Below are 629 nucleotides of genomic sequence, written 5' to 3' on the forward strand. Positions count from 1 at the left end.
TACGCCCCCCGCGAAGCGGCGGCGGTTCGCACGCAGGCCGCCTGCCTCAAGCAGGTGAGCTTCGGCAATGCGCGCGCAGACCCGGCACCGTGGTCGACCGCGCAAGGCTTCGAGCCGGCCACCGAGCGCTGGCTGTTCGCGCTGGTGTTCGACTACGGCGAGCATGCCGACACGCCGCAGGGGCCGGCCTGGGCCGCGAGCCGGCCGTGGCATCCCCGCGCCGACCCGTTCTCGCGCTTCGATGGCGGCTTCGAGCTGCGCTGCGAGCGGCTGTGCCAGCGCATCGTGCTGTTTCATCGGCTCGACGAACTGGGTACCGCGCCGGTGGCAGTACGCGCGCTGCAGCTCGACTACGCGGAAACCCCGTACCTGACCCAGCTGACCGACGTGCGCCAGCACGGTTACCGGCAAACCGGCGGGGCGCCCGAGCAGGCCGCGCTGCCGCCGCTGGCGCTGACTTACACGGGGTTCGACCTGAGCCGCGCGCGCTTCCGTCAGCTCGATGCGGGGCTGGTCGGGCTCAATGCCGGCTTCTATCAGGTGGTCGACCTATACGGCGAGGGTATGCCCGGAATCCTGTACAACGATGGCCAAAGCTATCTGTATCGGCGCGCCCGGACGGTCACGCC

1 protein-coding gene is annotated in these 629 nt (G+C 70.4%); it reads left to right on the forward strand.

All coding sequences use genetic code 11. The features are described 5' to 3' along the window. The coding region (locus KVT39_RS36465; RefSeq protein WP_306795634.1) for a SpvB/TcaC N-terminal domain-containing protein at positions 1–629 on the forward strand (629 nt) is incomplete at both ends.

It is taken from the genome of Burkholderia sp. GbtcB21 (assembly GCF_019091065.1).
In the GTDB taxonomy this organism is placed as follows: Bacteria; Pseudomonadota; Gammaproteobacteria; order Burkholderiales; family Burkholderiaceae; genus Burkholderia; species Burkholderia pyrrocinia_C.